Below are 26724 nucleotides of genomic sequence, written 5' to 3' on the forward strand. Positions count from 1 at the left end.
CCCGGCCCAGGCAAGGGAGGTAGACATATGCCACACGCAACAGCATCCGCGGCAAGCTCGACCGTCCACATGGGCGAGCGCGTGCAGCTTGACCGCACCATGACCGTCCTTCTCGTAGGCGTGGGTGGGCAGGGCACGATTCTTGCCGGCAACATCCTCGCCATGACCGCCTCGGAGGCGGGTCTCGACGTGAAGGTCTCCGAGATCCACGGCATGAGCCAGCGAGGCGGGTCCGTCTCGACCATCATTCGCATGGGCGAGCATGTGGACTCGATGGTGTGCGACCCGGGCACGGCCGACGTCCTTGTGGCGTTCGAGGCCATCGAGGCCCTGCGCAACCAGCAGTTCCTGAAGGAGGGCGGCCGTCTCTTTGTGAACGACGAGACCATCGTCCCCGTGCCCGTGAACATTGGCAACGCCCAGATGCCCCGCAGGGTGGGAGCTCGCCTGGACGAGATTGGCGCCGTTCGCATTGACGCCGGCGAGATCGCACGCAGCGTGGGGAGTCCCCGCTCGACCAACGTGGTGCTGGTGGGCGCGCTCTCGACGGCGCTCCCTTTTGCCGTGGACGAGTGGCGCGACGCCATTAGCCGCCGTGTGCCGCCCAAGACCGTGGAGGCGAACCTCCAGGCGTTCGACGCCGGCCGCAAGGCCGCCGAGCGCTAACCAGCGTTGAGCGCCGGACGGCGGGGAACCGTCGTCCGGCGCAGCCGCCGAAGGCGACGCCCCTGGCAGAGCCCCCAGAGCCTGGCACGGTGCACCCGGCAGCCCAACCCCCACACTTCGATTGCTGCAACAGTTTCGTATGACTTCTCTGCTTCTGGCAATCGGCGGCAGTTTTCAGGATACTATCAGTATCCCTGAATGGTGAATGCCCTCGAGACGGTCATCACCAGCATCGCTGCCGCATGGGGGGGATCGGCATGTCAAAGCACTTCAAGCAGGATTGGACACCTCGTCAGGATTCCAAAGAGAACCCGGCTCGCCGCAACCAGACCAGAAGGGCTTTTCTCGCCTTGTCGGCAGGCGCACTGGTCGCGCTCGGCGTAGGCGCCGCGTTGGCGCAGACCCCTAGCAAGAACGATGCAGCATCGACGAATGGTGGCACGTTGGGAAACGACAACGCGGCCAAGACGCCAGCCGCCCCCGATGCCCCCAACGACCCGCGCGCGGCCCAGCTCGCCGTGGACCCCAACGCCCAGACCGAGTGGAACTACAAGAACAACGGCGAGAAGATCGTCTATCTCACCTTCGACGACGGTCCCTCCAAGAACACGCAGCGCGTGCTCGACATCTTGGACCAATACGGCGCCAAGGCGACGTTCTTCGTGGTTGGCCATGACCCCGACCATTACGACATGATCAAGAAGGCCTACGACGACGGCAACACCATCGGCCTGCACTCCTTCACCCACGACTATGCCCAGGTCTACTCGTCCGAAGATGCCTACTTCAACGACCTTGACCAGATTGCCCAGGTTGTCAGCGACCAGATTGGCTACGTACCCTACCTCGTGCGATTCCCCGGCGGTTCGTCTAACACCATCTCCGAGAAGTACTGCTCGGGCATCATGGACGTTCTCGTGAATGACGTCCCAGCGCGCGGCTACCAGTACTACGACTGGAACGCCTCGAGCGGAGACGGTGCCACATGCTCCACCGACCAGGTCATCCAGAACTCCTGCGCATACGACAACTACCCCAACATCATCCTGCTCTGCCACGACGCCGCCACGAAGGACACCACCGTCGAAGCTCTGCCCAAGATCATCGAGCACTACCAGGCGCTGGGCTACCAGTTCCAGGCCATTGACCGGACCACGATGGTGCCGCACCACAAGGTGGCCAACTAGCTGGCGCCACAAGGCCCGTTCCAGCAGCGACCCCGTACGAAACCCCCGCTGTGGCGCCACCCCGGCGCCGCAGCGGACCGCCGACCCTACGCGTACAGCCCCTTCGAGAAGTACCTGTCGCCGCGGTCGGGAAAGACCGTCACGATGGTGGCACGCTCGCCCTTCTCGGCAAGTCGGCCCGCAAGCGTGAGGCTCGCGGAGAGCGCCGCGCCGGAAGACGAGCCCGCAAAGATCCCCTCCGCCCGCGCAATGAGGCGCGAAGCCGAGAAGGCCTCGTCATCCGTCACCTTGATGACCTGGTCCACCAGCGACATGTCCATGGTCTTGGCCACAAAGTCGTTGCCGATGCCCTCGATGTCGTAGTCGCCGTGCTCGCCGCCACCCATGGTCGAGCCCACCGGATCCGCAAGGACGCCCACGACCTTGGGGTTCTTCTCCTTGAGGTAACGCGCCACGCCCGTGTACGTGCCGCCGGAGCCAGCGCCTGCAACAAAGTAGTCCACATTGCCGCCCAGGTCGCGCCAGATCTCGGGACCGGTGGTCTCGTAGTGCGCCTGCGGGTTCGCGGCGTTCTCGAACTGACGGAGCGCGATGGAGTTGGGAATCTGGCCGAGAAGTTCCTCCGCCTTGGCAGCCGCACCAAGCATGCCGTCCTCACGCGGGGTGTTCACAATGCGTGCACCCAGGGCGCGCATGAGCGTCTGCTTCTCCTCGGAGAACTTTTCGGGCACCACAAAGACCACGTGGTAGCCGCGTCCGATTGCCGCAAAGGCAATGCCCAGCCCCATGTTGCCGGCGGTACCCTCAACGATGGTGGATCCCGGCTTGAGCAGGCCCTGCTCCTCTGCCGCGCGCACCATGTAGAGGCCCGTGCGGTCCTTCACCGACCCGGCGGGGTTCCACAGCTCCAGCTTGGCAAAGATGTCCACGTCCTCGGGCGCGCCCACGCTGTTGAGCTTGAGCAACGGCGTGTTTCCAACGAGCTCCTCGGCAGAGTCATAGTAGTGACGCATGGCTAGGCCTCCCTGCTTGCCGCAATGGCACCCTCGACGTCTGCGAGGATGTCGTCCTTGTCCTCAATGCCAACGGAGAGCCGAATGAGGCCGTCGGTGATGCCGACCTTCTCACGCACCTCCGCAGGGATTGCCGCATGGGTCATCGTGGCTGGATGGCAGACGAGAGACTCGACACCACCAAGGCTCTCCGCCAGCGCAACCAGGTGCGTGGAACGGAAGAACGCCCGGTAGTCGTGGCCCGCAGCCAGCTCGAACGAGATCATCGCCCCGGCACCGGAGGCCTGGCGACGCTGGACCTCGTAGCCGGGGTTATCCGGAAGCCCCGGGTAGTGCACGGCCGATACCTCGGGGTTTCTCGCCAGCGCCTCGGCGATGTACTGGGCGTTCTCCACGTGCCGGTCCATGCGCACTCCAAGCGTCTTGATGCCGCGCACGAGAAGGAACGAGTCCTGCGGCCCAAGAACCCCGCCCGTGGAGTTCTGGATGAAGGCGAGACGCTCCGCCAGCTCGTCCGTGGACACAACCACCAGACCCGCGACCACGTCCGAGTGCCCGCCGAGGTACTTGGTCGCGGAGTGCAGGACGATGTCCGCGCCCAGCTCGAGCGGACGCTGGAGCCAGGGGGTCATGAAGGTGTTGTCGACAATGGAGAGCACGTTGTGCTCACGCGCCACATCGGCAATCGCGGCAAGATCGGTGACGCTCATGAGCGGGTTGGCAGGGCTCTCGATGAGAACCGCCTTGGTACGTGGCCCAATTGCGTGCTCGAACTCGTAGGGCTGGGTGGTGTCGACCATGCGGTACGTGATGCCAAAGTGGTTGAAAACCTTATCAAGCACGCGGTACGTACCGCCATACACGTTGGTGGGGATGATGACCTCGTCGCCCTGGTCGAGGAGCGAGAGGACCGCGGTGATGGCAGCCATGCCGCTGCCAAAGGCAAAGCCGGCCACGCCGCCCTCGAGGTCCGCGATGAGGCTCTCGAGCGCCGCGCGGGTGGGGTTGCCCGTACGGGAGTACTCCCAGCCAGAGACGGTGCGCCCCACCTCCACCTGCCGGTACGTCGAGGTCTGGTAGATGGGGACATTCACCGAGCCCGTGGCTGGGTCCGTGGTGGTTCCAGCGTGGATAAGGCGGGTCGAGAGGTGCTGCGCGACAGGACGCGATGGCGTCACGGCGCCGAGGGATACGGAATTCTCGTTGGACTGGTGGGTCTCTGCAGACATGGTTCCTCTCCTATCCGGGTTGCCCGGGGGGCGCACCCGACGCTACGTGCACAGATATGGCCGAGCAGGACCAGGCCCCATGAGGCAGGGACCTTCTCGCATGCTTGATGTGATGTGGAATGAAATGCGGCACCAGCCTCTTTACCAGGCTGGGCAAAAGGAGTGTCTAACGGCGACAGCCAGCGAGCGTGCAACAGGCGCGGGTAGCGAGCGTGCTCGGATGTGCGAGGTTCTCCAACTCCTGCGCCTCCCTTAGGGGACTTGGCCACCACGTGGCTTCGGTTAATTCCTGGTGTTGCACTGGGGTATTTATACGGCCGCAGAGATTATGCGTCGCGGTCACCCTCCAATGCGAAACCCGATGGAAACGAAACTGCGTGTTGGGGCACCCGACAGGCAACGTGACACACCCCTGCCGATTCCGTCCCAAAAACGACCGCTCGCCATCTCGGTCGCTTGACTGCCCCGTTGGAGTGGAATCAATACCCTAACGTCGGCCTACGGGCCCAAGGTGTATCCGCTTCAAGCGTTTGGGGTGATTAGTATGGGGCAGTACGTACTCAACGAGAACGAAGGAAAGTACCTCTTCAACCTATGTGCAAGCAACGGCCACATCGTCGCCACGTCCATGGTCTTCCCGTCCAAGGACGATTGCCTTGATGGCATCAATCGCATTCGCAAGACCGCGAAGGACGCAGCAGTCGAGGACACTACCTCGCTCGACTGGCAGCCGGTGGCGGCGCCCAAGTACCGCATCTTCCAGACCCTCTCGGGCAACTACTTCTTCCGCTTCTATCCAGACGAGAGCAACGACATTGCCCAGTCGCACTCCTATCCGCACAAGGACAGCCTGCTGAGAAGAATCGAGCGCATGCGCGCCGAGGGTGATTCTCCGCTGGCGCAGAGCGAGGAGTAGCGCGCGAGGTCCACGCGCGAGAAGGCGACGGCCCTCTCTGCAAGAAGTGCCGCTCCGGCGAGAATTTGGCGCCGGGGCGGCATCTTTGTGCGGAGGTGCCGCGGGAATGGGCCCTCCGGCGTCAGATTGACACCGCAGCGGCGACTGCGTACGCACCTGCTGCCAAAACGACCCCTCCGGCGCCAAGCCGACGCCAGAGGGGCCACGCATTCACAACAGCGCTGGGTACCGTCGTCGCCCTACGCCTCGAGTCGCGCCGTGAGCAGCTTGTTGAAGAGCTTGGGGTTGCCCGAGCCCTTCGACGCTTTCATGCACTGCCCCACCAGGTAGCCCACAACCTTCTTGTTGCCGTCGCGGTATTGCTGGACCTGATCGGTGCAGCGCGCCAGCACCTCGTCCACGATGGGCTCGAGCGCCGCCGTATCCGTCACCTGGCGCATGCCACGCTCGTCCACCACGCGCTCCGGATCCTTCTCGGTACCATTGACCGCCTCGAGCACCTCGCGCGCCTGCGCAAAGGTAATGGCGTCCTCGGCGAGAAGCCCGGAGATGCTCCGCACCTGCGCGGGCGAAAGCGCGTCGAAGCTCGGCGCAAGGTTCACCATCACGTTGGCGATGATAGCCACCGCCTTCTTGGGCGCGCCCTCAAGCGCCTGCTCAAAGAAGTCAGCGACGGCAGGGTCGCCCGCAAGTTGGACGGCGTCAGCACGCTTGAGGCCGTAATCGCGCATGTAGCGGTCGCGCTTGGCATCCGGAAGCTCCGGGATCTTCTCGCGCGCCTCCTCGATGAAGTCATCGGTGAGGTCGAAGGGTGCCAGGTCCGAATCGGGGAACAGACGGTAGTCGTCCGCCGTCTCCTTCACGCGCATCACCACGGTGCGGCGTCGGCTGGGTTCCCAATGGCGCGTCTCCTGGTAGATGATGCCACCCTCCTCGAGCACCTCGGCCTGGCGACAAATCTCGTACTCAAGCGCATCGTGCAGGCTCTTGAACGAGTTGATGTTCTTCATCTCGGTCTTAGTGCCCAGGCGCGTCTCGCCGCGGCGACGCAGGCTGATGTTGCCGTCGCAGCGCATGGAGCCGTTCTCGAGCGAGCAATCGGAGATGCCGAGCGTCTTGAACGTCTGCTGCAGCTTCTCCATGAAGAGGCGGGCCTCCTCGGGCGTGCGCAGGTCGGGCTCGGTGACCAGCTCGATCAGTGGGGTGCCGCAGCGGTTGTAGTCGATGAGGCTCTCGGTGGCCGCGGTGATGCGGCCCTCCTCGCCGCCCACGTGCACCATCTTGGCGGCGTCCTCCTCCATGTGGATGCGCAGGATGCGAATGGGAGCCACGTAGGAGCCGTCCTTCTCGCGCGAGATGGGCGTCTCACCGTCGCCGGCCGTGTCCTCCCAAGTCGGACGCTCTGCCGCGCCCTCGCCCGAGACCTCCAGGTCAAGGTGCCCATGCATGCAGAAGGCAACGGGACCCTGCGTAGTCTGGTAGTTCTTGGCCATGTCGGGATAGAAGTAGTGCTTGCGGTAGAACATCGAGTGACGCATGATCTGGCAGTTTGTGGCCAGGCCCGCCATCACGATGGACTGGATTGCCGCGCGATTGGGCACCGGAAGCGCCCCTGGCATGCCCAAGCACACGGGACATACGTTGGTGTTTGGCGGGTCGTCGTGCGTGTTCTTGCAGTTGCAGAACATCTTGGTCTCGAGCGTGGTGAGCTCGGTGTGAACCTCAAGGCCAATGACGGCCTCCCAGTCCTTCAGAACCTCGGCGAGCTTCTTCACTAGAGCTCACCCCCCTTCCCGGCGAACTCAGGCGCAACGACACCACGCGCCGAGAAGGACTTCTCAACGGCGCGGGCAAAGCGCAGGAGCCTGCGGTCCGAGAAGGCCGGCCCCTGCAGCTGCACCGAGACGGGCAGGTGGGACTCTGTCCCCAGGCCGAGCGGCACCGAAATGCCGCCGTTGCCGGCGATGTTGTTCGAGATGGTGAACATGTCCGAGGCGTACATCTGCGTTGGGTCGCTTATCTCGCCAAACTTGAAAGCCGTGCGCGGCGAGGCGGGCATGAGAATGACGTCGCACTGCGCGTATGCGCGCTGGTAGTCCTGGGTGATGAGGGTGCGCACCTGCTGCGCCGGGTAGTAGTACTTGTCGTAGACGCCGCTGGAGAGGAGATACGCCCCCAGCATCTGGCGGCGCTTTGCCTCCTCGCCAAAGCCGTGGGCACGGCTCTTGGAGGTCTGCTCGGCAAGCGTGAGGCAGTCCTTCTCCTGGTAGCCGTAGCGCACGCCGTCAAAGCGGGCGAGGTTGGAGAAGGCCTCGCACGGCGCGATCACGTAGTATGCGGCAATTGCAGACTTGATGTTGGGGAGGTCGACCTCAACCAGCTGGGCGCCGGCGTTCTCAAGCGCATGGGCAGCGCCCTCGACGGCCGTGCGAACCTCTGCCGTGAGGCCGGCTGCCTCCATGAGCGCAGGCACCACGCCCACGCGCATGCCCTCGACGGAATCGTCCAGGTGCTCGAGGAAGTCGACGGCGCAGGGCTGGCTCGTGGAGTCGTATGGGTCGCGGCCGGCGGCCGTGAGTGCATTCATGGCCAGGGCCACGTCCTCAACGCTGCGGCCAAAGGGCCCCACCTGGTCGAGCGAGGAGCCAAAGGCGACCACGCCGTAGCGGCTCACGGCACCATAGGTGGGCTTCATGCCCACCACGCCGCAGAGACTTGCCGGCTGGCGAATGGAGCCACCCGTGTCGGAGCCGAGCGAGATGGTGACCTCGCCCGCAGCGACGGCAGCGGCTGAGCCGCCGGACGAGCCGCCAGGCACGCGCTCGGTGTCCCAGGGGTTGTTCGTGCGATGGAACGCCGAGGACTCGGTGGAGGAGCCAAAGGCGAACTCGTCCATGTTGGCCTTGCCCATGGGCGTGGCGCCCGCATCGAGCATGCGCTGGACGCACGTTGCGGTGAAGGTGGACTCGTAGTTCTCGAGCATCTTTGATGCGCAGGTCGTACGCGTACCCACGAGGTGCATGTTGTCCTTGAAGGCAACGGGCACGCCAGCCAGGGGACCGAGCTTCTCGCCTGCTGCGCGACGGCGGTCCGTCTCGGCGGCGGCAGCGAGGGCAAGGTCGGACGAGACCTGCAGGAAGGCCTGGACCTGAGGGTCGCGGGACTCGATGGCGTCGAGGGAGGCCTTGGCCACCTCGGTTGCGCTGAACTCCCCGGCGGCCACACCGGCGGCGATGCGCGCGGCGGAGAGCTGGTCGATGTTTGCCATTAGGCGATGCCTCCCTCGTCCTCGTCGGTGCCCAGAATCGAGGGCACGCGGAAGTAGCGGTCGCGCGCGGAGCCTGCGTTCTTGAGCGCCACGTCTATGGGCAGCGCGCGGACGGAGTCGTCAATCACGTCCTCGCCCATCACGTTTGAGAGGTCGCCAATGGGGTGGAAGGTGGGATCAACCCCCTCGAGGTCGTATTGGCGGATGGGCTCGAGAAGGTCGACCGCCTCGTTCATGTAGGTGGTCATCTCGTCGAGCTCGTCATCCGTGAGGGCGATGCGCGCGTAGTCTGCAATGCCTGCTACGTCTTCCCTGCTGAGTGCCATGGGTCCTCCCGTCTGAAGCAGTTTCACGACGTCCATTCTACGGGACGGGACGGAATGCGGCGGCGTCACATTACCAAGGTGCAACACGGGGGCGAGAAGGGCGCGGGCCGCCGGGAGGCGGGCAGGTGCGACGGGGCGCGGCTATCGCTTTCTGGCGGATACAGATTCGTGCCCGAATGTGTGACGCGCGCAGGTCGATACACATTCGCACAACGAATGTGTATCGCGTGCGGGCTGGCGTGTATCGCGTGCGGGCTGGCGTGTATCGCGTGCGGGCTGGCGCAAGACATTCGTGCGAGAAGGTCGCTCGAGAAGGCCTCGCCTTTACGTCGAGAAGCCCTGGCTTACGAAACCGTAAGGCAGCCGTAAGCCTGGTCGATGGCACCAAATCCCTGCTCGCGGGAGTATAGGGTCAACGAAAAGCAACGACCAGGAGTCGCGTCGGAAGGAGCCACCATGAACGTCCTCGAGCACATCGCCTTCATCGCCATCGTGTGCGTGCTGAGCCTCATCGTCATCATTGGCGACGGTGGCGAGCGCAACCGGCGCCCCCTCAGCCGTCGCCGCCGCTAGTGCGAATCGCCGCTGGCAGAGCGCCTGCCACAAGCGCCTGCACCCCAACAACGCCCACCTTCCTCCCACGGGGAGAGGGACCCACGTCCCTCTCCCCGGCCCTTGTTTATGGCAGGGGAGCTTTCGCTCCCAAGACACCCGCATTACACGTGCGAGAGGACGTCCGTGCCGCCAATGAAGAGCCGATTCCAGAAAGGAAACCCATGCGGCTTGCCCGCAAAGGCGAACAAGGCGAAAATAGGCGAACAAGGCGAAAATAGGCGAACAAGGCGAAAGGCACCCACGATGCCCCCAATCAACCCCTTCACCCCCGAGTTTGGCAGCGTCCCCCTGGTAATGGCGGGCCGCCAGTCAATAAGAAGAGAGCTGTTCGACGCCTTTGTCCAGGGCAGGGGCAACCCCAATCTCTCCAGCATTCTTGTGGGCCCGAGAGGATCCGGGAAGACCGCGCTTCTCACGTATCTTGGCAAAGAAGCCTCTGGCCAGAGATGGATCGCAGTCCATGCCGTTGCCATGCCCGGCATGCTCGAGGACATATACGAGCAGACGCTTCTCGCCTGCGACAACATCCTGGACGAGGGAAGGGTAAAGTCTCTTCGTCTTACAGGCATTGGCGTGGGACCCGTGAGCGCTAGCTGGGAAGCCGCACCTGCCCCTTCTGAGAACTGGCGTACCCGCATGGGCAAGCTCGTGAGCATGATTGAAGGCGCAGGATACGGTCTCCTGATCACAGTCGATGAAGTTGTTGCCACGCTCGACGAGATGGTCACTCTCGCTGCCGTCTATCAGCTCTTCGTACGCGAGCAGCGTCGCGTAGCCCTGGTGATGGCGGGTCTCCCCCACAACATAAGCGCCCTTCTCAACGACAAGAGCGTTTCCTTCCTGAGAAGAGCGCAGCAGCACACCCTGGGAACCATTCCCGACGCCGACGTGAGGGAGGCCTTCAGGGAGACAGCGGCAATCGGCGGAAAAGACGTCACGGACAACGCGCTCGAAGCATGCGTCCGTGCAATCGGGGGCTTTCCCTACATGCTCCAGCTCGTGGGGTTCAGATGCTGGCAGGCAACCAGTCCAGACGGCGTCATATCTGCACAGGAGGCACGCCGAGGAATCCAAGATGCACAAGAGGACTTTCGGTCGCACATCCTTGCGCCAACGTTTCGGGAGCTCTCTGAAATTGATCTGCAGTTCGTCGAAGCGATGCTCGAGGACGAACGCGAGAGCCGCATATCGGATATCGCCAAGCGCATGGGAGTGGAAAGCCGGTACGCCTCGAAGTACCGAAGCAGGCTCCTCGCCGAGGGGGTCATCGAGCAGGTCGCTCGCGGAGTGGTGCGCTTCGCTCTTCCCGAGTTCAGGACGTTCGTTCGGGAAGAGCTCGGGGTCTAGCCAACCTCCGCTTCCCTACGCGACCTCCTCGAACTGCGACTGGTACAGCTGCGCGTAGAAGCCGCCCGCGGCGAGAAGTTCCTCGTGCGTGCCCTTCTCCACCACATCGCCGTCGCGCAGCACGAGGATGGTGTCGGCGTTCTTGATGGTCGAGAGCCGGTGGGCAATCACGAAGCTCGTGCGCCCCGCCATGAGCTTGTCCATCGCGCGCTGGATGCGCCACTCGGTGCGCGTGTCCACGTTTGACGTGGCCTCGTCCAGGATGAGGATGGGCCTGTCGGCAAGAACCGCGCGGGCTATGGTGAGCAGCTGGCGCTGGCCCTGGCTCACGTTGGTGGCACCCTCGTCCAGGTCGAAGTCGTAGCCGCCCGGCAGCGTCTTGATGAAGTGCTCGCAGTGCGCATAGCGCGCGGCGGCCTCCACCTCCTCGTCGGTGGCGTCAAGCCGCCCAAAGCGGATGTTCTCGCGGATGGTCCCCTTGAACAGCCATGCGTCCTGCAGGACCATCGAGAAGTTCTGTCGCAGGTCGGCCCGCGAGACGTTGCGCACGTCGTGCCCGTCCACAGAGAGCGCCCCCGCGTTAACGTCGTAGAACCTCAGCAGCAGCTTCATGAGCGTCGTCTTGCCGGCGCCAGTTGGCCCCACGATGGCAACCGTGCGGCCAGGCTCCACGTCCGCCGAGAAGTCGTGGATAATCTGCTGCCCGGGCAGGTAGCCAAACGAGACATGGTCGAAGTCCACCGCGCCGGCAGCGTTGCCGATGGCCTCGACAGGCTTGCCCGTGGCGGGGTCAAGCGCAGCCGTCTCTTCCTCCTCCGGCGCGTCGAGGAACTCGAACACGCGCTCGGCACAGGCCGCCATCTGCTGCAGCACGTTGGAAACCGTGGCAAGCTGCGTGATGGGCTGCGTGAAGTTCTTGACGTACTGGGTGAACGCCTGGATGTCACCGGGCTGGATGGCTCCCTCAACGGCAAGCCATGCGCCCACAACAACAACGCCCACGTAGCCCAGGTTGCCCACGACGGCCATGAGCGGCTGCATGAGTCCCGACAGGAACTGGCTCTTCCAAGCGCTCTCGAAAAGGCGGTCGTTCTCCTCGCCAAAGTTCTCCACGGCGCGCTCGCCGCAGTTGAACGCCTGAATCACCACCTGGCCCGAGAAGTCCTCCTCGACGCGACCGTTGACCGCACCAAGCTGCTCCTGCTGGAGCTTGAAGTACTTCTGCGACTTGCGGATCACCACGCCAAGGATAACGGCCGAGACGGGCAGCGTTATGAAGGTGACGCCCGCCAGCGTGACCGAGATCGTGAGCATCATCACCGCAACGCCCACAATCTGGGTGAGCGAGGTGACCAGCTGAATGAGCCCCTGGTTGAGCGACTGGCTCAGAGTGTCAACGTCGTTGGTCATGCGCGAGAGCACGTCGCCCTTCGAGACGGCTCCGCCGTCGAAGTACGAGAGTGGCACCTTGGAAATCTTGTTGGCAATCTCCCCACGCATGCGGTACACGACCTTCTGCGTGATGCCCGTCATGATCCAGCTCTGGATGCCAGAGGCGGCCGCGCTAGCTAGGTATATGGCAAGAAGCGTCACCAGAATCTTGCCAATGAGACCAAAGTCGATGCCACCCGAGCCCGCCGCAAGGGCCTGCGCACCATGGATGACCTCGGTAGTGGCGTTGCCCAGGACCTTTGGTCCCACCACGGAGAAGACCACCGACGCCATGGCGAGAACCACCGCCGCTACAAGTCCCACGCGATACGGCCCCATGTAGTGCATGAGCTTTCGAATGGTGCCCTTGAAGTCCTTGGCCTTCTCGCCCGGCGCCATGCGGCTGCCTGGCCCGTGCGGACGCGGCGCCTGCCTGGGCTGCTGCGTTCTCTCAGCCATGCCTACTCCCCCTCCGCAAGGCCAAGCTCCTTGGCGCTGAGCTGGCTCTTCGCAATCTCCAGGTACTCGGGGCAGCTGCGCAGGAGCTCCTCGTGCGTGCCCTGCCCCACCACGCGGCCCTCGTCGAGCACGATGATCTGGTCTGCTCCCATGACGGTGGCGATGCGCTGCGCCACCACCAGGACCGCCGTGTCCGCCTGCTCGCGCGCAAGTGCCTGACGCAGCCGGGCGTCCGTGGCGTAGTCAAGCGCCGAGAAGGAGTCATCCAGCACCAGAACCTCAGGGTGCGTCGCAAGCGCACGGGCTATGGCCAGGCGCTGTCGCTGACCGCCTGAGACGTTCGTGCCGCCCTGGGCGATGGCAGTCTCAAGGCCGTCTTTCTTCTGGGCCACAAGCTCCGTGGCCTGCGCCACGTCAATGGCGTGGCGCAGGTCCTTCTCGTCAGCCTCGTCTGTGCCAAAGGCAACGTTCGAGGCAATGGTGCCCGAGAAGAGAAAGCCCTGCTGGGGCACGTAGCCCACACGCGAGCGCAGGTCGGCGAGGGACATCTTGCGCGTGTCCACGCCGTCAAGCGTGATAGTGCCCGCCGTGGGGTCATAGAGGCGCGGCACCAGCTGCACGAGCGTCGACTTGCCCGAGCCGGTGGAGCCCACGATCGCTGTCACCTTTCCGGGCGTGGTCGAAAAGCTCACGTCGCTCACAACGTTGCCCTCGGCGTCCGGGTAGTGGAAGCTCACGTGGTCAAACGCCAGACGTCCGCGTGGGGCGTCCGTCGCAGGAGCGACGGGATTCTTGGGCTCGCGCACCGCGGGCGTGACGTCGAGCACTTCTTGCACGCGGCCAACGGAGACCTCGGCACGCGGCAGGATGACGGCAACCATCGAGACAACGAGAAAGCTCATCACGATCATCATGGCGTAGCTGATGAAGGCCATCATGTCACCAGCCTGCATGGCGCCGGCAGCAACCCCGTGCGCGCCAAACCACACGATGGCGACGGTGGCCACGTTCATCACGAGCATCATGAGGGGCATCATGAGGGTCATGGCCCGGTTCACAAAGAGCTGCGCGTCGCGGAGGTCGCCGGACGCTGCATCAAAGCCCTCGAGCTCGTAATCCTGGCGGCCAAAGGCGCGGATGGTCATGATGCCGTCGAGCATCTCCCGCGCCAAGAGGTTCACGCGGTCCACCAATGACTGCATGACCTTGAAGCGCGGCATGGTGAGCGTGAAGAGAACCGAAACAATGCCCAGCACGGCGAGAAGCGCCGCGCCAACGATCCAGGCGAGGCCGCCACCCATGGTCATGACCTGGACCACCGCAACAATACCCATGACCGGCGCAAACATCACCATGCGCAGCATGATCACGATCATGTTCTGGATCTGCTGCACGTCATTGGTGCAGCGCGTGATGAGTGACGACTGCGAGAAGCGATTGACCTCCGCGGGCGAGAAGGTCATCACCTTGGCGAAGACCTCGCGCCGCAGATCGCGCGCAACGGCCGCTGCCACGCGAGACGCGATGAGCCCCGAGAGCACGGCCGCCACGAGCGACCCCGCGCAGAAGCCGAACATCACGAGCGCCATGGGACCAAGGTAGGCGGAGTTGCCCGCCTCGGCACCGACCACGCCCACGTTCACGATGTCGGACATGTAGCGCGGCAGCGACAGCTCGCAGAGCGCCTGTACGATAAGAAACACGAACACCACGACGACTTCGCCGACATGTGAGCGCAGGAGCCTAGCGAGTCTCATCTGTGCCATCCCCTCCCGCAGGGCACCCGGCAACCGGTCGACCTGCCTCTCGCGCGTGGTTGACAAAGATGGCCGAAAGGCGCCCGCAGATGCGGACGAGCTCGCGCGCGTCCTTCTCGCCCAGCTCGCGCAGGACGCCAGCCACGTGCCTGTCAATCTCGCCGACACGACGCCCAAACTCGGCCTCGCCGTCCCCGGTGAGACGCACGGTCACGCTGCGCCGGTCCTTGGGGCTTGCCTGGCGCTCCACCAGACCGCGCCCTTCGAGCTGACTGACGGTCTTGGTGATGCGGGCTGTCGATACCCGGCATGCGCGCGCCAGAGCGGTTGGCGTCATGCCCTCGGGATGGTGGTGAAGCACGTGCAGGGCATTTATCTCGCCGTGCATCTCGATGTCCTTTGTGGGTGGGCGTCCGCCTGGCCGCAGGTCGTGCAGCGAGGCCATGAGCTGCCTCGCAAGCGCGACCCAGTCCGTCTCGTCTCCGTCTGCCATGCCACGCTCCTCTCGATATGGTAGTTAACCCCGTTAGCAGTTGGAGATGGTACCCGTGGGAGAGTGAGTCGCTAACGGCATTAACAAATTTTTGATAGCTTCACGGGGCCTTCACTTATTAATGTCGTTAGCTATCTTTTGGAGACGGGGCAGCGTCGGCACCGCCAGCGGACTTGCCATCGCCGCGTCGCGCGAGCTGTAGAAAGACCAGTGCGAGCCCCGCAACGATGGCGGAGGCCGCAAGCAGCGTCCCCTGCACGCCTAACACGCTTGCCACGAGCGGCGCCACGAGCAGCGGCAGGGTCCCCGCACTGTTGGTGCCCGCATTCATAACAGACGTCACGCGTCCCACATACGAGACATCGCAGCTGCGCTGCAGGATGGTGTCCTTCACGGGCCGCATGGCGCCAAAGCCCAGACCACACACGAGCTGCCCCACCACGGCAACAGCCACGTTCGCCGTGCCCACGTAGATCATGGAGCCCACACCGGTCACGAGGAGCAATGCAGAGAGGGTGCCCAGCGTCAGGCGCTTCGTCGAGACCCGCAGCACCAGCAGCGAACCCACCGTTGCGCCCACGCCGGCACAGGCGGAGAGCCACCCCATCCACTCACCGCCCACACGCAAGACGTCGCGGTAGAAGAGCGACTCCAGCGAGTCAAAGGCGCCATAGGCAAAGAAGCCCAGGAAGTAGAGAAGGAAGAGCGCGCGAAGGGTCCTGTGCGAGAAGGTCACGTGGAAGCCCTCCGCGAGCTGGTGCCAGAAGCCTCCGTGAGCGGCGGTTTTCTCGCCATTTGCGTGGTCTGCGCGATGCTCGCCCGCGGCTCCCGGAGCCTCCGGCGTTGCCCAGACAAGCGCCGCGGCGACGAGCGATGCTACGGGGATGGTGGCAAAGCAGGTCTGGTTGGTGGAGAGCGTTGTCACGGCACCGCCAATGAGCGGGCCCACGATGACCGCGGCGGAGACGGCGGTGCCGCAGAGGCTGTTCATGCGCTTGAGCTCGCGCGGACGGTCGGTGAGGTAGCGCGGGTAGGCGCTCACGGCGGTGCCGCAGAAGCCATCGGCCAGGCCCTCGAGTGCCGAGACAACGGCGAGCATGGGATAGCTTAGCGGCATGAGCAGGGCAAAGACGCCGATAAGCGCAAAGCCCACAAGTGAGGCCGCAAGCGTGAGGAGCGGCCCAACGCGGTCGGTGACCACGCCTGCAAGGGCGCCTCCCACCACGAGCGTGACGTTGACGAGCACGACAAGGGCCGAGACCGCAAGGGCGTCGGCGCCAAGCTGGTAGGTGGCACAACCGATGAGCCCAACGAAGTACGTGGCCGTAAAGCACACCACAAGCAGGAAGTTTGCAAGGACAAGACGGCGCGCAGGCGTAGAGAGGAGGTGCCGCAAGGAGCTCAGGAAGGAAGGCATGGTGTTCTCCGAGAGACATGGCGATGGGAAGGACGTTGCCCCGTCTTGGGGCGAGTGATGCGTCGCTACTTAGCGAGCAGCCCTCCAGCGATCCCAGCCATAAAATGCCTCCTCGGTTAGCCAATCCTTGTACGATGTTACGCTCACGCGAGCCGCCCAGCAAGGGCGAGCCTTGGGGTATTAGCCTTCCGCGTAGATGCCCACGAGTGCCTGGAGCACGTCGACCATGGTCTCGAGCTCGCACACCGGCACAAACTCGGTCACGCCGTGCGCGTTGTGATAGCAAGCCGAGAGGTTCGCGCACGGCAGGCCGCGGAACGAGAGCTGCGCGCCGTCGGTGCCGCCGCGCATGGGGACGGCGTGCATGGTCACGCCGCACGCCTCGTACGCGCGACGCGCAGACTCAATGAGGTGCGCGTTCTCCGGGCGCGTGATGACCTCGGCCATGTTGCGGTACTGGTCGCGAATGTCGATGGAGAGGACGGGCTGGCCATCCTGCGCGGAGGGGCGAAGGGCGTACTCGGCGTTCACCTGGGACACAGCGGAGCGCAGCAGAGCCTTTCTCGCCTCGAAGCGGGTGTGGTCGTGGTCGCGAATGATGTAGTCCGCACGGGCGTCCTCGCAGTCGCCCTCAATGCGCTCCAGGTAGAAGAAGCCCTCGCGCTCCTGCGTAAACTCCGGGCGGTCCTGGGGCGGAATGAGCTGGTGCATGCGGAGAAGCGCCTCGGAGGCGTTGACCATCACATCCTTGGCGGTGCCCGTGTGGACCGAGCACCCGTTGGCGCGGATGGTTGCTTCCACGGCGTTGAACGTCTCGTAGCAGAACTCGCCCAGGGGGCCGGCATCGATGGTGTAGCCGTAGGCGGCACCCAGCGCGTCAAGATCAAGCAGGGCGGCGCCGTGGCCGATCTCCTCGTCGGGGACAAACGCCAGCGCGAGTGCGGGGTGTGGGAGCTCGGGGTTCTCGCGCAAGCGGGCGAGAAGCGAGACGACCATAGCAACGGCGGCCTTGTCGTCTCCGCCGAGAAGCGACGTGCCGTCCGTAGTCACGAGGGTCTCGCCGACAAGGTCTTTGAGCTCCGGGTTTGCCGCGGGGTCGAGGGCAACTTCGGCGCCGTCGCGGCCACGGCCGAGGACCAGGCGGCCACCCTCGTAGAGCTTGACCTGCGGGTGCACCGGACTACCGTAGGTCTGCCAGGCGGTGTCGAGGTGGCAGCAGAACGCGAGCGTGGGGTTCTTCTCGGCGCCGGCGCTTGCCGGCCAGTGGGCCGTGACGTAGGCATGCTCGTCGAGCTTGACGTCTTGGGCACCAAGGGCGCGCAGGTCAGACGCGACGACGCGCGCCATGTCGAGCTGGGCGGGGGTCGAGGGAACCGTGGTCGCGGTGCGTGGATCCGACTGCGAGGGAACCTTGCAGTAGCGGACGAACCTCTCGAGCACGTCACTTGTCGGCTTGCATCCCATGTGATGGCACCTCTCCCCTCGTGGCATTCGGTGGTGGGGTGACAGCTGCGGTGCGCGGCTAGTCCCCGGGTGACTACCCTACCGCAACGCACGTGGCGTGTCGGGCGGCGACGCGAGGCGAGAAGGACGTCGCGGCCGGTGCTGCGGTCGGCGCCGGAGGCAGGAGGCGCTCCGGCGACGTGAGGGAACGCCGTTGTGGCGTCGTTTTGGCACCACAAGGCGTGTTTCAGCAGTTAGTGCGTACGTAACCCTCGCTGTGGCGTCTTTCTGGCACCACAGGGCCAGTTCCAGCAGCAACTGCGTACGCAGCTCTCGCTGTGGCGTCTTTCTGGCACCACAGGGCCAGTTCCAGCAGCGACCCCATACGAAACACCCGCTGTGGGGTCACCCCGCCCCCGCTTCTCGCCCAAAATGCCCCCTTCGCCGTAGGAATTTGTGAAACCACCGAGAAACCCCGGTCTCACCCTTGCCTTCTATTTCCTACAAACTAGTATGAATTAGGTCGCAAAGGGTACCCTGCGGTTAGGTCGCGAGGGTTGCCCCGCGACTCGCAACACGCGACCCGCAACGCGCGCGCCGGACCACCGGCCACGCGGGGAGAGGAATCCGCGCCGGCCGGCTCTCCGCCCGCCAGCGCATTCGAGCTAGGAGAAAAGAATGGCAGACACGCTTCTCGACGTGAGCGGCATCTCCGCAGGTACGAAGGACAAGCCCATCCTCCACGACGTCAACCTCAAGGTTGGCGCAGGCGAGACCCACGTCCTCATGGGCCCCAACGGCGCCGGCAAGTCGACGCTCGGTCACGTCATCATGGGCGACCCCACCTACAAGGTAACCTCGGGCACCATCACCTTCGACGGCCAGGACATCACCGAGCTCTCGCCCGACAAGCGCTCGCTTGCCGGCATCTTCCTGTCCTACCAGGCCCCCGTCGAGGTCCCCGGTGTGCCCCTCTACAGCTTCCTTCGCTCCATCTCCCAGATGCGCCCCGAGCTCAAGTGCACCGCGCGCGAGTTCCGTCGCCGCGTGGGCGCCATCGCCGACGAGCTCAACCTCGACCAGAGCTTCCTCATGCGCGAGCTCAACGTGGGCTTCTCGGGCGGCGAGAAGAAGAAGATCGAGATGCTCCAGCTGCTGCTTCTCCAGCCCAAGCTCGCAATTCTCGACGAGACGGACTCCGGCCTCGACGTCGACGCCCTGGCCACCGTCTCGCACGGCATCCAGCGCTACCGCGAGACCGTGGGCGGCGCGCTCATCATGATCACGCACAACACGCGCATCCTCGAGCGCCTCACCGTCGACCGCACGCACGTGATGGTCAAGGGCCACCTGGTGGCCGAGGGCCCCGCAAGCCTCATCGACGACATCGACAAGAACGGCTTCGAGCGCTTCGAGACCAAGGCCGCGAGCGAGGGTGATGCAAGGTGACAAAGGAGAGGACGCAGGTCGCAGACGTCGACCGCTCCCTCTACGACTTCACCAAGTCCGAGGAGGGATACGAGCGCTACGCCGACGGACTCACGCCGGACATCGTACGCGCAATCTCGGCCAAGAAGGATGAGCCCCAGTGGATGCTCGACCTGCGCCTGAAGGCGCTCGACGAGTACCACCGCCGCCCCATGGCCACCAACTGGGGCCCCTCGATCGCAGGCCTTGACCTCGACCACATCTCCACGTACGTCTCGCCCAAGACCAAGCAGGCCTCGAGCTGGGACGACGTGCCGGCAGACATCAAGGACACCTTCGAGCGCCTGGGCATCCCCGAGGCAGAGCGCGAGTCGCTCGCCGGCGTGGGCGCCCAGTACGACTCCGAGATCGTCTACCACAACATGCGCGAGGAGGTCGCCAAGCAGGGTGTGGTCTACACCACGATCGAGGACGCGCTGCACGACCCCACCTGGGAGCCCGTGGTGCACGAGTACTTTGGCACCCTCATCCCCATGACCGACCACAAGTTTGCGGCGCTCCACTACGCCGTGTGGTCGGGCGGCTCCTTCGTGTACGTGCCCGCGGGCGTCTCGCTTGACTATCCGCTGCAGAGCTACTTCCGCCTCAACGCCCAGGGAGCAGGCCAGTTCGAGCACACGCTCATCATCGTGGAGCCCGGCGCCAACCTGCACTTCATCGAGGGCTGCTCGGCACCTAAGTACTACGAGGCAAACCTCCACGCCGGCGCCGTGGAGCTCTTCGTGAAGGACGGCGCACGCCTGCGCTACTCCACGATCGAGAACTGGTCCAAGAACATGTACAACCTCAACACCAAGCGCGCGACCGTGGGCGCTGACGCCAAGATGGAGTGGGTCTCGGGCAGCTTTGGCAGCCATGTCTCCTACCTCTACCCCACCACGATCCTCGCCGGCGACCGCTCGAGCTGCGAGTTCACGGGCATCACCTTCTCCGGCGCCACGCAGGACCTCGACACCGGGTGCAAGGTCATTCTCAACGGCCGCGACACCACCGCCTCGGTGAGCACCAAGTCCATCTCCAAGGACGGCGGCATCAACACCTTCAGGAGCTCGGTCGTCGTGGGCCGTCACGCGGACAACGCGCGCTGCACCGTGAGCTGCCAGTCGCTCATGCTCGACAACATCAGCCGCTCCGACACCATCCCCGCGATGGACGTGCGCAACCCCACCGCGTCGGTTGGCCACGAGGCCACCATCGGGCGCATCTCGGACGACACGATCCTCTACCTCATGAGCCGCGGCTGCTCCGAGCAGGAGGCCCGCACGCTTGTGGTGAACGGCTTCGCCAACCCGGTCTCGAAGGACCTCCCCATGGAGTACGCCGTCGAGATGAACAACCTCATCAAGCTCGAGATGGAAGGGGCGATCGGCTAATGGCAGACGAGAACGCCACCGTCGTGCTCGACCGCGTGAACGAGCCCCCCGCGCAGACCTGGAACCGCCTGCGCGCCAATGACATCACGCTCACGGTGCCCAAGATCTCACGCAAGGGCGACGTGTACTTTGCGCTTCCCCAGCTCTTCTCGCACATCGAGTGCGGCATGGGCGAGAAGGTCACCAGCTGGGTGACCTCTCAGGCCGCCGACGCCCGCTACGTGGAGGTCCCCGCGCACACTGTGCGCGAGGAGCCCATCGTGGTGGCCGTCGACACCGACAAGGGCGAGGTCGCGGACACCGGCGTCATGGTGCGTGCGGGCGCCACGGTCTCCATCGTGGTCGCCGCGGGCGGCACCAACGCAGCCGCAACCACCTCCGCCTCGCTCCTGCGCGTGATCGCCGAGGAGGGCGCAACCGTCACGATCACCGAGGTCGTTGGCATCGGCTCTTCTCAGCAGCACCTCGAAAGCGTGGGCGTGGACGCAGACGACGACGCCCGCGTGGAGGTTCGCCAGTACGCGCTTGGCGGCGGTACCGTGGCCTTTGGCACGGCGGTCTCCCTCTCCGGCGACCGCGCCCGCGCCAACGTGGGGCTGCGCTACTTCGCCGATGGCAAGGACCACCTGGACGTGAACCATGTGGTGCGCCAGCGCGGCAAGAACACCATCGCACACGTGCGCGAGAACGGCATCCTTGATGACGCGGCCGAGAAGGCCCTGCGCGCCACCATTGACCTGGTCCACGGCGCCCGCGGCTCCAAGGGCGACGAGGCGGAGAGCGTGCTGGTCTTTGGCGACGACGTGGTCAACAAGACCGTCCCCGTAATCCTCTGTGACGAGGACGACGTCCAGGGCAACCACGGTGCCACCATCGGCACCGTTGGCCCCGAGCAGATGGACTACCTCGCCGACCGCGGCCTCTCCCGCAAGGACGCAGAGGCGCTCTTCGTGCGCGCCCTCTTCGAGGACGCCATCATCAACGCACCCGAGGCACACGCGCATGACGTTGCCGTGCGCCAGGCCGAGCGCGTGCTGGGCGCCGAGGTGGCGCACGACTTCGACGCGAGCGTGCAGCTCGCGGAGGACGAGGAGGCATAAGGCAAGCCCATGCTGACACAAGACGAGCTTTCAACCATCGAGCAGAACCCCTACAAGGGCGACTACCCGCTTCTCTCGGCTAATCCTGACCTCGCGTTTCTCGACAGCGCCGCCACCGCACAGCGTCCGGCCGTTGTCCTTGACGCGCAGCGCCACTTCTACGAGACCATGAACGCCAACCCGCTGCGCGGCCTCTACCGTCTCTCCGTCGAGGCAACCGAGGCCATCGCGCAGACGCGCGACAAGATTGCGGCCTTCCTGGGCGCCGTGGACGAGGCGGGCAAGCCCTGCGGCAGCCAGGTTGTCTTTACGAGAAACGCCAGCGAGTCCCTCAACCTTGTGGCTCGCACGCTGGGCCGCTCTGTGCTCAAGCCCGGCGACGACGTGGTCATCTCCATCATGGAGCACCACTCGAACCTCATCCCGTGGCAGCAGATCTGCCGCGAGACCGGCGCCAACCTGGTCTACCTGCGCATGGACGAGAACTACCGCATCACGCCCGAGGAGGTCGCCGCAAAGGTGGGCCCGCGCGCCAAGATCGTCTCGGTGACGCAGGTCTCCAACGTCCTGGGCGTGGAGAATGACATCCCCATGATTGCCAGGCGGGCGCACGAGATGGGCGCCTACATGGTGGTCGACGGCGCGCAGTCCGTACCGCATGTCCGCGTGAACGTGCGCGAGCTTGGCTGCGACCTTCTCGCCTTCTCGGCGCACAAGATGGGCGGCCCCATGGGGATTGGCGTCCTTTGGGGCAAGCCCGAGGTGCTCGACGCCATGCCGCCCTTCCTTACCGGCGGCGAGATGATCGACTCCGTGACCGAGACCGACGCAGTCTGGGCGCCAGTACCGCAGAAGTTCGAAGCTGGCACGCAGGACGCCGCTGGCGCGTATGCCTTTGGCGCCTGCCTGGACTACCTAGACGAGAAGGGCTTCGACGCGCTTGAGGTTCGCGAGCGCCTGCTCGCACGCTACCTCACGGACTCGCTGGCTGCCCTCCCCTACGTGGACGTTATTGGTCCCACTGAGGGCGAGCGCCACGTGGGGTCGGTTGCCTTCAACGTGCGCGGCATTCACCCGCACGACGTGGCGTCGATTCTCGACATGAACAACGTGTGCATCCGCGCCGGCCACCACTGCGCGCAGCCGCTTCTCGCCTACCTGGGCGTGGAGAACGGCGCCACCTGCCGCGCGAGCATTGCCTTCTACAACGACAAGTCCGACATCGACGCCCTTGTCGACGGTCTCGCGAAGGTCTGGGAGGTCTTCCATGGACGTGACTAGCCTCTACAACGCCGAGTTCATGGACCACGTGGCCCATCCCGACTACAAGTACCAGATGGAGAACCCCACCTGCACGCACGAGGGCGTGAACCCCTCCTGCGGCGACGAGCTGAAGTTCTCCGTGCGGCTGGCAGATGACGGTACCATCGACGAGGCCGCGTTTACGGGCCACGGCTGCGCCATCAGCCAGGCCTCGGCCGACATCATGAGTGACCTCATGGTGGGCAGGACCCCCGAGGAGGCCATTCACCTGTGCGACCTCTTCGAGCGCATGGTGCGCGGCGAGGTCACCGATGAGGCCGAGCTTGAGCCCCTCGAGGATGCCGAGATGCTCAAGGACATCTCGCACATGCCGGCGCGCGTGAAGTGCGCCGAGCTGGCATGGCGCACGCTCAAGGAGATGCTCGAGGCGCGTGAGGGCGATGGGGCCGCGGCCGCTGGCACCGTGGCGGCCGCCGCGGACAAGGCCGAGAAGGGAGCCTAGCCATGGCTGGGATGTTCTCGACAAAGGGCATGTATGCCCTGCGTGCGATGGCCGACCTTGCATCCCACGACGGGTGGGTGTCCCTGGGCGACGTGTCAAAGCGGCAGAACATCTCGCGCAAGTACCTTGAGCAGGTCATCTCTCTTATGCACAAGGCAGGCTACGTTGAGAGTCAGCGCGGGAAGGGCGGCGGCTACCGCCTTACCCGCAAGCCCGAGGAGTACACGCTGGGCGAGCTGCTGCGCGCTGCCGAGGGGTCGCTCGCGCCCGTAGCCTGTCTGCAGTGCACCAACGACACGTTCTGCTCGCAGATGGACACCTGCTCCACCGTGGGCGTCTGGCGCGACCTGGGTCGCGTGACCTCGGCGTATCTCGACAGCAAGACCCTGGCCGACCTTCTCGAGCCCACCGACGTGAACGAGGACGCCGCCCGCCTGAACCGCGACGAGTGAGACAAAGGGAGTTTCCCTTTGTCTCATTCTTCTCGTCCGGTGCGCCGGGGACTCTCGGCCAGATGCCGCGCCATTTCGCCGGTTAGGGATTTTCCGAACGTTTAGAACCCTCTAAACGGCGAGGACCCGCGGCAGGTTAACCAGATGCCGCGGATTCCGAACGGTTAGCCCCTCCTAACCGTTCGGCTTTTTCCTAAACGGCGAAATCCGGCGCCTTATAGCAGCCGCCAAGAAAACTGCGGCTTAGTTGCAGTCAGACAGAGGAGCTGCCGAGAAGAACCGTAGGTAGACGGCTGCTGCCCTTCTCGGCACTGCAACTAAGCCGCAGTTTTGCCGAGACGGGGCCTGACAGGCCCATCCCATGCAGAGTCGAGAGACGAATGCGTTCAGGGCTCACGGCGAACTTCGCCGCATTTGGCCGACTCCTTAGCCGCTTATAGCGCCATGTTCTCCTGTTGTAGCAACCTTCTCGCCAACAGCGCACATAAAAAACAATTCGACAGTCTCGAGAACAGCATTTCCGAGAAGACTGGTAGTTGCAAGTTTGTTGACGTACGTCTATGGTGACATTGACGCTCTTCCAGATGCCATATATAGACACTGAACCATAGTCGTCCTACGAGAACCTTACCCCCTTCGTCCCAGCTCAAGGGCCTTAGCCACCGCCTTCTCCACCATCTCGTTCACAGCTTCAGCCGTATAGAAGGCCATGTGTTGGGTGAGCACCGTATTAGGGAACTGCCTAAGATAGGCCATGTCACGATTCGATATTATCTCGTTCATGAGCGACTTGTGATATATATCCTGTTCACCGTCAAAGACGTCCATTGCTAGGGCGCCAATCTTACCTGACTCGATACCACGCACGAGCGTGTTCACGTCCATGATGCCGGCTCGCGCCGTGTTAACAAGCACGACGCCATCACGCATGCAAGCAAGCGTCTCATCGCAGACCATATGATGGTTCTCTGGACGTTCAGGAATGTGAAATGTAATGAGGTCAGACTTCGCGTAGAGCTCGTCCAAGCTCACGTACTCTCCTAGCTCGGCAACGCGAGGGTTCTGGTGGTGTCCGAACGCCAGGATGGTAGGGCCAAAGCCCGCCAATCGTTCCGCCACGGCACTACCGATAGCCCCCGTACCCACGATTCCCACCGTAAGCGAGGAGAGGGTGCGCCCCATGAGCCCATCAAGTGCAAAGTCGTTTACATTTTGCAGGTAAATGGCGGGCTTGTACTTACGCAGTGTCACAAGAATCAGCATGAGAGTGAAGTCGGCAACACTGTCTGGTGCATAGGCAACGTTTGAGGTCGCTAGACCAACTGCCCGCGCGGCGTCCACATCAACGTAATCAAGTCCGACGGTTCTCCCAACCAGCACACGGACATTCTGCTCCGCAATGCCAATTAGAAAGTCCTTGTCGTAGTTGTTTGCGCCCAGCACCAAGACGGCATCGAAACCTGCGAGAACACCTAGGTTGCCCCGGTCACTTTTCTCGCTGAAAAGGGCCAGCTTCTCTACCCCTGGCACTTGCGCCATACGCCCAAACGCTTCGCGCTCGTCTTCGCGAACCTCAAATGCCGCTATTCTCATCAGTGCGTCTCCATGGCTCCGACAAGACCCAGGGAAGACACAAGAATGTCTGGGCTTCCGCACCAATATGCGTTCAGGTCTTCCAAATCAACCCAGCTCACCTTGTCTCCGCGGGCAGAAACATTCGCGAAAAGCTCCTTCAGATTGGAGGAGATAGAGAGTGCGCTTAGTGGCTCAGCAAGACGACCGTTCCGCACACGAATCCCTCGCACTGGTGTAGAAATTCCTCCTGATGCCAAATTGAACGAATGGTATACGTCATCGATGTCCGTAATATATACACCGTCGCCCATCGCAGAGAATAGTGCGTCAATGTCATTGTTGCCGGGAACAATGCAGAGATTGCCCGGAACAACGGTAAGGTCATTTGGAACAATTCGTCCAAGAGTGTCCCTGCGACCACAGTCACCCGTGGATGCGCCAAGTCCAAGCTCACCGGCCCATTCTGCCGTAGCAAGGGGCGAGACGAAGATGCCCGAACGCACTACGTCATGCTCCAACCTCGGAACTCCCTGGGCGTCAATAGCCAAGCACCCAGGACCACCCCAACGAGGAACCGAGCCATCACGTATGGTCAGCGCTTCTGAGCCAACGCGTTTGTCAAGCATGCCATTGAGATAACTCTGGCCAGTTGCAACTTTCTCAGCCGAGAAGAGCTGCCAGAATCCCACAAGCATCTGGCACATGACTTCGCCCGATATCACTACCGGATACTTACCGCTCTCGATAGTCCCACCATCAAGCGACCCCTCTCCCATGAGAATCGCACGCGACACGAGTTCCGCAACGTCGATGTCAGAGGAATCTTCAGCATAGCTCCTGACCACCACATTGTGCATCTCGCGTTCCCCTGGGGCGATATAGGTGAGCAAGACAAGGGTGTGCCGATGAGAGCAGGCTCGAGAGAGCCCCAGTGAGTTTGAAACGAGCCTCCGCTGGTCAAGCGTACGAACGATGCAGCGCACCGCACGATGGCGTCGAGCGCGAGACTCAAGCAGAGAGACTGCGTGCCGAGCAATCCCAGCTAGCTTGGCAGCGTCCGGTAGGGCCTGCACCTCCGGCAGAACTGCAGCCTCCTCTCTGTCGGGCGCCACGAGAACCCCCGCCGGCTCTGACGCGTCAACAATGCGCGACTGTTGCAGAGTCTCGTCAACGAGCTCTTCGATGCTTGCCCCATCACCCTCGGCACGTGCGTATCCAACCCGACTGCCCGCACAACGCATGTACTTTTCATTTAGTTCGTAGGTTGTTCCGCCTAGCGAATCACTAGTCGCGACAACCTCAAGACAGGATTCGCAGCTTTCCTCAAGTTCAAAGCCATCACATTCGTCAGCATGCTCGGCGGCAAGTTTCGCAAGCTTTTCGCATATGTCAGTCATAGACCGC

General features: G+C 63.8%; 22 protein-coding genes. 10 read left to right on the top strand and 12 right to left on the bottom strand.

All coding sequences use genetic code 11. The features are described 5' to 3' along the window. Positions 1-27: 27 nt before the first annotated feature. Both BMX94_RS05990 and BMX94_RS05995 read left to right on the top strand, forming a co-directional pair. The gene (locus BMX94_RS05990; protein ID WP_218138465.1) at positions 28-666 is read left to right on the top strand and encodes an indolepyruvate oxidoreductase subunit beta; all 639 of its coding nucleotides are present in this window, start codon (positions 28-30) and stop codon (positions 664-666) included. A gap of 257 nt (positions 667-923) precedes the next feature. Then, positions 924-1853 carry a polysaccharide deacetylase family protein gene (locus BMX94_RS05995; protein WP_218138466.1) on the top strand — a complete coding sequence of 310 codons (930 nt, stop codon included), beginning with the start codon at positions 924-926 and terminating at the stop codon, positions 1851-1853. 86 nt (positions 1854-1939) lie between these two features. On the opposite strand, the gene BMX94_RS06000 is transcribed toward BMX94_RS05995, so the two are convergent. Together BMX94_RS06000 and BMX94_RS06005 are read right to left on the bottom strand one after the other, a co-directional pair. Continuing rightward, on the bottom strand, positions 1940-2866 hold the full coding sequence (locus BMX94_RS06000; RefSeq protein ID WP_091004778.1) for a PLP-dependent cysteine synthase family protein: 927 nt from the start codon (positions 2864-2866) through the stop codon (positions 1940-1942). A 2-nt stretch (positions 2867-2868) separates the two neighbouring features. Continuing rightward, complete coding sequence (locus BMX94_RS06005) at positions 2869-4095, bottom strand: trans-sulfuration enzyme family protein (protein ID WP_091004780.1); 1227 nt, start codon at positions 4093-4095, stop codon at positions 2869-2871. A gap of 544 nt (positions 4096-4639) precedes the next feature. On the opposite strand from BMX94_RS06005, the gene BMX94_RS06010 reads away from it, so the two are divergent. Further along, positions 4640-5011, top strand: coding sequence for a YegP family protein (locus tag BMX94_RS06010; protein ID WP_091004782.1), 372 nt, complete (start codon positions 4640-4642; stop codon positions 5009-5011). Between the two features lie 239 nt (positions 5012-5250). Here BMX94_RS06010 and gatB read toward each other — a convergent pair whose 3' ends face one another. The 3 genes from gatB to gatC are packed head-to-tail and all read right to left on the bottom strand — an operon-like array spanning position 5251 to position 8605. After that, positions 5251-6786, bottom strand: a complete 1536-nt coding sequence (gene gatB, locus BMX94_RS06015; RefSeq protein ID WP_091004784.1) for an Asp-tRNA(Asn)/Glu-tRNA(Gln) amidotransferase subunit GatB — start codon at positions 6784-6786, stop codon at positions 5251-5253. Then, on the bottom strand, positions 6786-8279 hold the full coding sequence (gatA, locus tag BMX94_RS06020; RefSeq protein WP_091004786.1) for an Asp-tRNA(Asn)/Glu-tRNA(Gln) amidotransferase subunit GatA: 1494 nt from the start codon (positions 8277-8279) through the stop codon (positions 6786-6788). Before gatA ends, gatB begins: the two co-directional genes overlap by 1 nt. Further along, positions 8279-8605 carry an Asp-tRNA(Asn)/Glu-tRNA(Gln) amidotransferase subunit GatC gene (gene gatC, locus BMX94_RS06025; protein WP_091004788.1) on the bottom strand — a complete coding sequence of 109 codons (327 nt, stop codon included), beginning with the start codon at positions 8603-8605 and terminating at the stop codon, positions 8279-8281. Before gatC ends, gatA begins: the two co-directional genes overlap by 1 nt. Before the next feature lie 858 nt (positions 8606-9463). On the opposite strand from gatC, the gene BMX94_RS06030 reads away from it, so the two are divergent. Further along, positions 9464-10567, top strand: a complete 1104-nt coding sequence (locus tag BMX94_RS06030) for a DUF8462 domain-containing protein (protein WP_091004790.1) — start codon at positions 9464-9466, stop codon at positions 10565-10567. Between the two features lie 15 nt (positions 10568-10582). Here BMX94_RS06030 and BMX94_RS06035 read toward each other — a convergent pair whose 3' ends face one another. From BMX94_RS06035 to pepT, 5 genes are all read right to left on the bottom strand, one after another. Further along, on the bottom strand, positions 10583-12457 hold the full coding sequence (locus BMX94_RS06035; RefSeq protein WP_091004792.1) for an ABC transporter ATP-binding protein: 1875 nt from the start codon (positions 12455-12457) through the stop codon (positions 10583-10585). Between the two features lie 2 nt (positions 12458-12459). Further along, on the bottom strand, positions 12460-14214 hold the full coding sequence (locus BMX94_RS06040; RefSeq protein ID WP_143052279.1) for an ABC transporter ATP-binding protein: 1755 nt from the start codon (positions 14212-14214) through the stop codon (positions 12460-12462). Next, complete coding sequence (locus BMX94_RS06045) at positions 14201-14707, bottom strand: MarR family winged helix-turn-helix transcriptional regulator (protein WP_091004796.1); 507 nt, start codon at positions 14705-14707, stop codon at positions 14201-14203. Before BMX94_RS06045 ends, BMX94_RS06040 begins: the two co-directional genes overlap by 14 nt. 127 nt (positions 14708-14834) lie before the next feature. Then, positions 14835-16124, bottom strand: coding sequence for an MFS transporter (locus BMX94_RS06050; protein ID WP_091004798.1), 1290 nt, complete (start codon positions 16122-16124; stop codon positions 14835-14837). A gap of 180 nt (positions 16125-16304) precedes the next feature. After that, positions 16305-17588 carry a peptidase T gene (pepT, locus tag BMX94_RS06055; RefSeq protein WP_091004800.1) on the bottom strand — a complete coding sequence of 428 codons (1284 nt, stop codon included), beginning with the start codon at positions 17586-17588 and terminating at the stop codon, positions 16305-16307. 657 nt (positions 17589-18245) lie between these two features. Here pepT and sufC point away from each other — a divergent pair. From sufC to BMX94_RS06085, 6 genes are read left to right on the top strand one after another with little or no spacing between them, the layout of a single operon-like run. After that, the gene (sufC, locus tag BMX94_RS06060) at positions 18246-19016 is read left to right on the top strand and encodes a Fe-S cluster assembly ATPase SufC (RefSeq protein ID WP_091004802.1); all 771 of its coding nucleotides are present in this window, start codon (positions 18246-18248) and stop codon (positions 19014-19016) included. Further along, the gene (sufB, locus tag BMX94_RS06065) at positions 19013-20428 is read left to right on the top strand and encodes a Fe-S cluster assembly protein SufB (protein WP_091004804.1); all 1416 of its coding nucleotides are present in this window, start codon (positions 19013-19015) and stop codon (positions 20426-20428) included. The genes sufC and sufB overlap by 4 nt, the downstream gene beginning before the upstream one ends. Further along, positions 20428-21528 carry a SufB/SufD family protein gene (locus BMX94_RS06070; RefSeq protein WP_091004806.1) on the top strand — a complete coding sequence of 367 codons (1101 nt, stop codon included), beginning with the start codon at positions 20428-20430 and terminating at the stop codon, positions 21526-21528. The genes sufB and BMX94_RS06070 overlap by 1 nt, the downstream gene beginning before the upstream one ends. A 9-nt stretch (positions 21529-21537) precedes the next feature. Beyond that, positions 21538-22809 (top strand): aminotransferase class V-fold PLP-dependent enzyme, encoded by a 1272-nt coding sequence (locus tag BMX94_RS06075; protein ID WP_091004808.1) that lies wholly within the window; start codon positions 21538-21540, stop codon positions 22807-22809. After that, the gene (gene sufU / locus BMX94_RS06080) at positions 22796-23293 is read left to right on the top strand and encodes a Fe-S cluster assembly sulfur transfer protein SufU (RefSeq protein WP_091005007.1); all 498 of its coding nucleotides are present in this window, start codon (positions 22796-22798) and stop codon (positions 23291-23293) included. The genes BMX94_RS06075 and sufU overlap by 14 nt, the downstream gene beginning before the upstream one ends. A 2-nt stretch (positions 23294-23295) precedes the next feature. Continuing rightward, on the top strand, positions 23296-23745 hold the full coding sequence (locus BMX94_RS06085; RefSeq protein WP_091004810.1) for an RrF2 family transcriptional regulator: 450 nt from the start codon (positions 23296-23298) through the stop codon (positions 23743-23745). Positions 23746-24372: 627 nt separating this feature from the next. Here BMX94_RS06085 and BMX94_RS06090 read toward each other — a convergent pair. Together BMX94_RS06090 and BMX94_RS06095 are read right to left on the bottom strand one after the other, a co-directional pair. Further along, positions 24373-25338: an NAD(P)-dependent oxidoreductase gene (locus tag BMX94_RS06090; protein ID WP_091004812.1), complete on the bottom strand. Its 966-nt coding sequence runs from the start codon at positions 25336-25338 to the stop codon at positions 24373-24375. Further along, positions 25338-26717 (bottom strand): TldD/PmbA family protein, encoded by a 1380-nt coding sequence (locus tag BMX94_RS06095; RefSeq protein WP_091004815.1) that lies wholly within the window; start codon positions 26715-26717, stop codon positions 25338-25340. The genes BMX94_RS06090 and BMX94_RS06095 overlap by 1 nt, the downstream gene beginning before the upstream one ends. Positions 26718-26724 lie beyond the last annotated feature (7 nt).

Source organism: Olsenella sp. KH3B4 (assembly GCA_900111695.1).
Taxonomy (GTDB): Bacteria; Actinomycetota; Coriobacteriia; order Coriobacteriales; family Atopobiaceae; genus Tractidigestivibacter.